Source organism: Proteus genomosp. 4 str. ATCC 51469, assembly GCF_003144375.1.
Classification (GTDB): Bacteria; Pseudomonadota; Gammaproteobacteria; order Enterobacterales; family Enterobacteriaceae; genus Proteus.
In genome coordinates, this window is record NZ_PENV01000005.1 from 206706 (window position 1) to 213883 (window position 7178).

General features: G+C 36.8%; 6 protein-coding genes. 3 read left to right on the plus strand and 3 right to left on the minus strand.

Annotated elements, in window-relative coordinates; genetic code table 11:
* Positions 1-38: 38 nt before the first annotated feature.
* Positions 39-1346, minus strand: a complete 1308-nt coding sequence (gene aceA / locus DK866_RS07890; RefSeq protein WP_072065199.1) for an isocitrate lyase — start codon at positions 1344-1346, stop codon at positions 39-41.
* A gap of 69 nt (positions 1347-1415) precedes the next feature.
* Positions 1416-3008: a malate synthase A gene (aceB, locus tag DK866_RS07895; protein WP_109408460.1), complete on the minus strand. Its 1593-nt coding sequence runs from the start codon at positions 3006-3008 to the stop codon at positions 1416-1418.
* A gap of 339 nt (positions 3009-3347) precedes the next feature.
* Here aceB and metA point away from each other — a divergent pair, with 339 nt between their 5' ends.
* Positions 3348-4277: a homoserine O-acetyltransferase MetA gene (metA, locus tag DK866_RS07900; RefSeq protein ID WP_109408469.1), complete on the plus strand. Its 930-nt coding sequence runs from the start codon at positions 3348-3350 to the stop codon at positions 4275-4277.
* Positions 4278-4334: 57 nt separating this feature from the next.
* Here metA and DK866_RS07905 read toward each other — a convergent pair whose 3' ends face one another.
* Positions 4335-5438 (minus strand): glycerol dehydrogenase, encoded by a 1104-nt coding sequence (locus DK866_RS07905; RefSeq protein ID WP_109408461.1) that lies wholly within the window; start codon positions 5436-5438, stop codon positions 4335-4337.
* 252 nt (positions 5439-5690) lie between these two features.
* Between DK866_RS07905 and DK866_RS07910 the strand changes: the two genes are divergently transcribed.
* Together DK866_RS07910 and idi are read left to right on the plus strand one after the other, a co-directional pair.
* Entirely contained in the window at positions 5691-6335 is a 645-nt protein-coding gene (locus DK866_RS07910) for an epoxyqueuosine reductase QueH (protein ID WP_109408462.1), read from the plus strand.
* Between the two features lie 132 nt (positions 6336-6467).
* Positions 6468-7004, plus strand: coding sequence for an isopentenyl-diphosphate Delta-isomerase (gene idi, locus DK866_RS07915; RefSeq protein WP_109408463.1), 537 nt, complete (start codon positions 6468-6470; stop codon positions 7002-7004).
* Positions 7005-7178 lie beyond the last annotated feature (174 nt).

Here is a 7178-nt window from a genome sequence, read left to right on the forward strand (position 1 = left end):
ATTATCACCACAAAAAGAGATAATAATATTTTTAAACTTTAGAATTGCTGCTCTTCTGTTGAGCCTGTTAGTGCCGTTACAGAAGACATACCACCTTGAATAATCGTCGTGACTTTATCAAAATATCCTGTTCCCACTTCTTGTTGATGTGAGGAGAAGGTATAACCTTGATTAAGTGCAGCAAATTCTTTTTCTTGTACTTTTTCAACGTAATGCTTCATACCTTCACCTTTAGCGTAGTCATGCGCTAAATCAAACATGTTGAACCACATGCTATGGATACCCGCTAAAGTAATAAATTGGAATTTATATCCCATTGCAGAAAGCTCATCTTGGAAATGCGCAATCGTGCGATCATCAAGATTCTTTTTCCAGTTAAAGGAAGGTGAACAGTTATAAGCCAGCATTTTTCCGGGATATTTATCGTGAATAGCTTCAGCAAACTTAGCCGCCATTTTCAGATCGGGGAGTGATGTTTCACACCACACCAAATCGGCATAAGGCGCATAAGCAAGACCACGGCTAATGGCTTGATCAATACCAGCATGGGTACAGAAGAAACCTTCAGGTGTACGTTCTCCTGTTAAGAACGAACTATCATAAGGATCGCAATCAGAAGTTAAGAGATCTGCGGCATCAGCATCTGTTCTTGCAACTAATAAAGTTGGTACATCAGACACATCAGCAGCTAAACGTGCCGCAACCAGTTTTTGTACAGCTTCTTGGGTTGGAACTAATACTTTTCCCCCCATATGTCCGCATTTTTTCACTGCGGCTAACTGATCTTCAAAATGAACACCTGCTGCGCCAGCTTCAATCATCGCCTTCATTAATTCAAAGGCATTTAATACACCACCAAAGCCCGCTTCCGCATCAGCCACAATAGGAAGGAAGAAATCAATATAATCTTTATGTTGAGGACCAATACCATTTGACCACTGAATTTGATCAGCTCGTCTAAAGGTATTATTGATACGTTGTACAACATTAGGAACAGAATCAACCGGATATAAAGACTGATCAGGATACATGCTTGCCGCAGTGTTAGCATCAGCAGCCACTTGCCATCCTGAAAGATAAACGGCTTCTAACCCTGCTTTTGCTTGTTGCAACGCTTGCCCACCCGTTAAAGCCCCTAATGCATTCACATAGCCTTTTTTCGATTTTCCATTTAATGATGACCAAAGCCTTTGAGCGCCACGTCGTGCTAAGGTATGTTCTGGGTTAACCGAACCTCTTAATTTAATGACATCTTCAGCGCTATAAGGACGAGTAATACCTTTCCAGCGAGGTTGTTCCCACTCTTTCTCTAATTGGGCGATTTGCTCTGATCTACTAATAGTCATAAAAACAGCTCCTATAAATACGGTAGTGATGATGTTTGCAGTTTATAAATACGTTTTGACGTATCTTTTTTAATTTAAAAGTTGATAACCCGGCAAAGTCAGAAAATCGACTAATTCATCTTGGGTTGTAATGTTATCCATCAAAGAAGCGGCTTCTTTAAAACGCCCTTCTTCGAAACGAGTATCACCGACTTCTTGGCGTATCACCTCAAGCTCTTCTTTCAACATATTACGGAAGAGATCTTTAGTCACAATTTGCCCATCAGACAGCGTTTTTTGGTGGCTGATCCATTGCCAAATAGAAGTACGCGATATTTCTGCCGTTGCGGCATCTTCCATTAGTCCATAGATAGGTACGCAACCATTACCAGAAATCCACGCTTCGATATATTGCACAGCAACACGGATATTAGCTCTCATGCCCTTTTCTGTACGTTCACCTGTACAAGGTGCTAATAACATTTCTGCCGTTATTTTTTCATTACGTTGTACATCAAGTTGATTGGAACGAGCTCCCAATACGGCATCAAAAGCTGCTAATACGGTTTCAGCAAGACCAGGATGAGCAATCCAAGTACCATCATGACCATTTGTTGCTTCAAGCTCTTTATCATCAAATACTTTTTTCAAAATAATGCCGTTTTGCTCAGGATCTCGACTTGGAATAAACGCAGACATTCCTCCCATCGCAAAAGCGCCACGTTTATGGCAAGTTTGAACAAGTAGACGAGAATAAGCACTCAAGAAAGGCTGAGTCATCGTGATCCCTTGTCTATCTGGTAATACACGATCAGGGTAATTTTTTAATGTCTTAATATAGCTAAAAATATAATCCCAACGACCACAGTTAAGCCCGACAATATGCTCTTTCATGTGGAAGAGGATTTCTTCCATTTGGAAAACAGCGGGTAAGGTTTCAATTAATACCGTGGCTTTAATCGTTCCTGTTGCTAAACCAAAGCGCTTTTCAGTGAAATGAAAAACATCACTCCACCATTTAGCCTCTTGCCATGTTTGCAATTTAGGAATGTAGAAATATGGTCCACTTCCTTTTTCTAACAGTGCTTTGTGGTTATGATAAAAATACAAAGCAAAATCAAATAATCCACCAGAAATAGGCTCCCCCTGCCATAACACATGTTTTTCAGGAAGATGTAATCCTCTAACTCTGGCAATCAATACTGCTGGTGATGCTTTAAGTTGATAGCATTTACCCTGTTCATTGGTATAAGAAATGGTGCCTTTGACGGCATCACGCAAATTAATTTGGCCATCAATCACTTTGTCCCATGTAGGTGCTAAGGAATCTTCAAAGTCCGCCATAAAGACTTTTACATTGGCATTCAATGCATTGATAACCATTTTGCGATCAACGGGCCCTGTTATTTCAACACGACGGTCTTGCAGATCTTTAGGTATTGGATTAACTTTCCACTCCGAATTTATAATGGAATCTGATTCCGAAATAAAATCAGGAAGCATTCCATTATCAACTTTATTTTTCCACTTTTCCCTTTCCGCTAATAAGGTATCCCTTCTCTCTGAAAAATGATTAACCAAATCAGTTAAAAATAATTTAACATCTTGATTTATTATCTCTTTTTCCTGTTCACCAAAAGATTGCGTAAAATTTAATTCTTCTGTTATTAACGATTGTGACATTCTGCATTCCCCTAAAATCGTTTACACACCTGATTAAGATTAATGCAGTTTTCACAAAAATCAAAAATGAATTCCATTTTTATTTAAATAAATTTTAACAATGTGATTACAATGGTGTTTTTTTATTGTACAAAAACGGAAATTTCAAAAATAACTAGAGGGATCTAGAAGAGATCGCTAACGAAAGGAAAAAAAGTGTGTTCATACTTGATGATTTTACCTATATAGCTTTTTCTTATATGAATATTCTTCATACACAACATGAAGACCTCGACATTCAAAAGGTTATTAGCTAAATTTAGGCTTCTAGATGTCTAGATGTTTTTAGAGGTTATTGAAATGCCAATTAGAGTACCCGATGAGCTACCCGCAGTCAGTTGTTTACAAAAAGAGAATGTCTTCGTCATGACATCCAGTAGAGCAAGTATTCAAGATATTCGCCCTTTAAAAGTGCTTATCCTTAATTTAATGCCAAAGAAAATAGAAACAGAAAACCAATTTCTGCGGTTACTTTCTAATAGCCCTCTGCAAATTGATATCCAATTATTACGTATTGATTCTCGTATCCCTAAAAATACGCCAGTAGAACATCTCGATACTTTCTATTGCGATTTCGACCAAATTAAAGAACAAAATTTTGATGGTCTTATTGTTACAGGGGCACCATTAGGGTTAGTCGAATTTGAAGATGTGGCTTATTGGGATGAAATAAAGGAAGTTATTACATGGGCTAAAGAACACGTCACTTCAACACTTTTTATTTGCTGGGCTGCCCAAGCAGGGCTAAATATTTTATATGGATTACCAAAATATACGCTAGAACAAAAAATTTCAGGAGTATATCGTCATAGCACTTGCTCGCCTCTTTCATTATTGACTCGTGGATTTGATGAGACTTTTTTTGCACCTCATTCTCGTTATGCCGGGTTTCCTATCGATTTTATTCAACATAATACTGATTTAGAGATCCTTGCGACTTCAGAAGAAGCAGGCGCTTATTTGTTTGCATCAAAAGATAAAAGAGTTGTCTTTGCAACTGGGCATCCAGAATACGATCCCAATACACTAGCAGATGAATATCATCGTGATGTTAAAGCAGGGCTAGATCCTCAATTACCAGAAAATTATTTTCCTAATAATGATCCAAGTAAAAAACCTATCGCTTCTTGGCGTAGCCATGGGCATTTATTGTTTGCAAACTGGTTGAATTACTATGTTTATCAGATAACACCGTTCGATCTTGCTCATATGAATCCAACCTTAGATTAAAGAAAAACCCCAAAATAAAATTTGGGGTTTTAAGATAATCATTTGCCAAGCTAAGAATTATTTATAGCGATGAGCTAATGCGTTAGCAGCGATCATTGCATTATAAACATCGTCTTCAGTGACTCTCATTGGCATATTACCCATGGTATCACCTTCGGCACAGGCAATTTTCGCTACAGTACGCCATTCGCTTTCAATGAATTCTTTCATACCCATATCTTCAAGTGTCAGTGGTAATTCCGCCGCTTTAATAATACGGATCACTTCATCAATTTCTTCTTGTGGCGCATTTTCTAGCACTAATTGTGTTAATAAACCAAAGACAACTTTTTCACCATGTTGAACACGATGTAAAGACTCAACCGCAGACATACCATTGTTGACCGCATGAGCAGCGGCTAAACCGCCAGCTTCGGCACCAACACCACTAAGATAAATTGTTGCTTCAATAGTTTGTTCTAATGCTGGTGTAGTAATTTTATGACGGATAGCATCCATTGCTTTATCAATGTTTTCACTTAACATTTCAAAGCATAATTGTGCTAAACCAAGGCCTGTACGTGATGGGCGTTGATTGACTAAGTTTAAACCATCTGCTTGATAGCAAGCGCGTGCTTCAAAGTAAGTCGCCAGAGCATCACCAACACCCGCTGAGAAAAAACGTTGTGGTGCAGAGGCAATAATCGCAGTGTCTGCAATAACAACATCAGGGTTTTGCGGTAAAAATAAATATTTATCAAACTCACCATTTTCTTTGTATAACACTGAAAGTGCAGTACAAGGTGCGTCAGTAGAGGCAATCGTAGGAAATAAAATAACAGGAATATGTTGATAATAAGCAACCGCTTTAGACACGTCTAATGTCTTGCCACCGCCAATACCAATAATAACGTTCGCTTTATTCTCAATTGCAATTTGACCAAGGCGATTAACTTCTGCTTCAGTACATTCGTAATTAAATTTTTCAACAATCGCTCCAATCTTATTTTCTTTTAGAGAAGGAAGCGCTTCTTTAGTTACTTTTTCTAAGAAAAATTCATCACTAATAATAAAAGCATTATCACCAAAATCTTTAACATATTTACCAACAGAAGCAAGAAGTTGGCTACCAATAAAGAATTTTTTTGGGGAGGTTACAGAACGAGGTAATATAGACGGCATAACTAAATTCCTTTATTTTTGATTTTGCTATAAACAATAGCAGAATTAGTATTTCATCTTACCTCTCATCAGAATATGAATCTAGTAAACTCTCTGATAGCTATTACCTTATATATTGATATTGCATTATTTAAATATATGTAAAACAAATAGTTATTTTAATATAATTTTAAAACAGCAGATTAATTACGTATTTATATCTATAATATAAGCATTGTTTTATAACTAAAATAACGTAGTTTAGGATCATCAATGACACTTATACGAGAAAAACTGACATTACCTGCAAATGCCAATAAACTCTTATTACATTCTTGTTGTGCCCCTTGTTCTGGTGAAGTCATGGAAGCATTACAAGCATCAGGCATTGAATATACAATCTTTTTTTATAATCCCAATATTCATCCTCAAAAAGAGTATTTAATTCGAAAAGAGGAAAATATCCGTTTTGCTAAAAAACATAATATTCCTTTTGTCGATGCCGATTATGATACTGACAATTGGTTTGAAAGAGCTAAGGGAATGGAAAAAGAGCCTGAACGTGGTATCCGATGCACAATGTGTTTTGATATGCGTTTTGAAAGAACAGCTCTTTATGCTGCTGAAAATGGTTTTTCTGTTATTTCAAGTTCACTTGGGATATCACGGTGGAAAGATATGAAACAGATAAATGGTTGTGGCGAAAGAGCAGTAGCGCCTTATCCAGATATGGTTTATTGGGATTATAATTGGCGTAAAAAAGGTGGCTCAGCCAGAATGATAGAAATAAGTAAGCGAGAACAATTCTATCAACAAGAATACTGTGGGTGTATTTATTCGTTAAGAGATACAAATAAATATCGTAAATCACAAGGCCGAGAACTTATTAAGATTGGCGTTCAATATTATACTGCTTAGATCTTTTTCCTTTTATTCTAGGCATCACAAATGTGATGCCATAAAAAGGACAACACAATAAATCGTTATTTGATATACAGTCATGTTATATTCACGCTATAACAATATATTATTTTATTAAGGTGATTTCTTGTGGAAGACGCTGTTATTCTCGTAGATAAAAATGATAATGAGCTGGGAACGATGCCAAAGCTTGAAGCTCATATTGTAGGCGCCTTACATCGAGCCTTTTCAATATTTATTTTTAATTCAAAGCAGCAATTACTTATTCAACAACGTGCAATATCTAAATATCACTCTGGTGGTTTATGGGCAAACACTTGTTGTAGTCATCCTCTTCCAAACGAATTAGTTTCAGATGCTATTCATCGTCGTTTAGATGAAGAATTAGGCATGAAATGTGATATGCAATCTATTGGAACTATTCTATATAACGAAAAAGTGACTGATGATCTGATAGAACATGAATTTGATCATCTATTTCTTGGGTTTAGTAACGAATTACCACTTAGTAATCCAAATGAAGTGATGAATTATCGCTGGATCTCTCTCGATTCTCTTTATCAAGATATTGAAGAGAACGCACAAAATTACAGTGTTTGGTTTCGTTACATATTAAATCGGATGGGAATTGAGCAGTTTTCTCGTTGGAGCCAAGGTATTATTTAGCAATTATTTTATTAACAAAGATAAATTACTCATTGATTTGAGCTTTTAAAAAGCTTAAACGCAAAAAAGCCAACCCATTGGGTTGGCTTTTTCGTCTTATTTAATGCCTGGCAGTTCCCTACTCTCACATGGGGAGACCCCACACTACCATCGGCGCTACAACGTTTCACTTCT

What these genes read in the sequence shown, in the direction of transcription:
- DK866_RS07905 (WP_109408461.1), bottom strand. Translation starts at nt 5,438, where the DNA reads ATGCCGTCTATATTACCTCGTTCTGTAACCTCCCCAAAAAAATTCTTT.
- aceB (WP_109408460.1), bottom strand. Translation starts at nt 3,008, where the DNA reads ATGTCACAATCGTTAATAACAGAAGAATTAAATTTTACGCAATCTTTT.
- aceA (WP_072065199.1), bottom strand. Translation starts at nt 1,346, where the DNA reads ATGACTATTAGTAGATCAGAGCAAATCGCCCAATTAGAGAAAGAGTGG.
- DK866_RS07910 (WP_109408462.1), top strand. Translation starts at nt 5,691, where the DNA reads ATGACACTTATACGAGAAAAACTGACATTACCTGCAAATGCCAATAAA.
- metA (WP_109408469.1), top strand. Translation starts at nt 3,348, where the DNA reads ATGCCAATTAGAGTACCCGATGAGCTACCCGCAGTCAGTTGTTTACAA.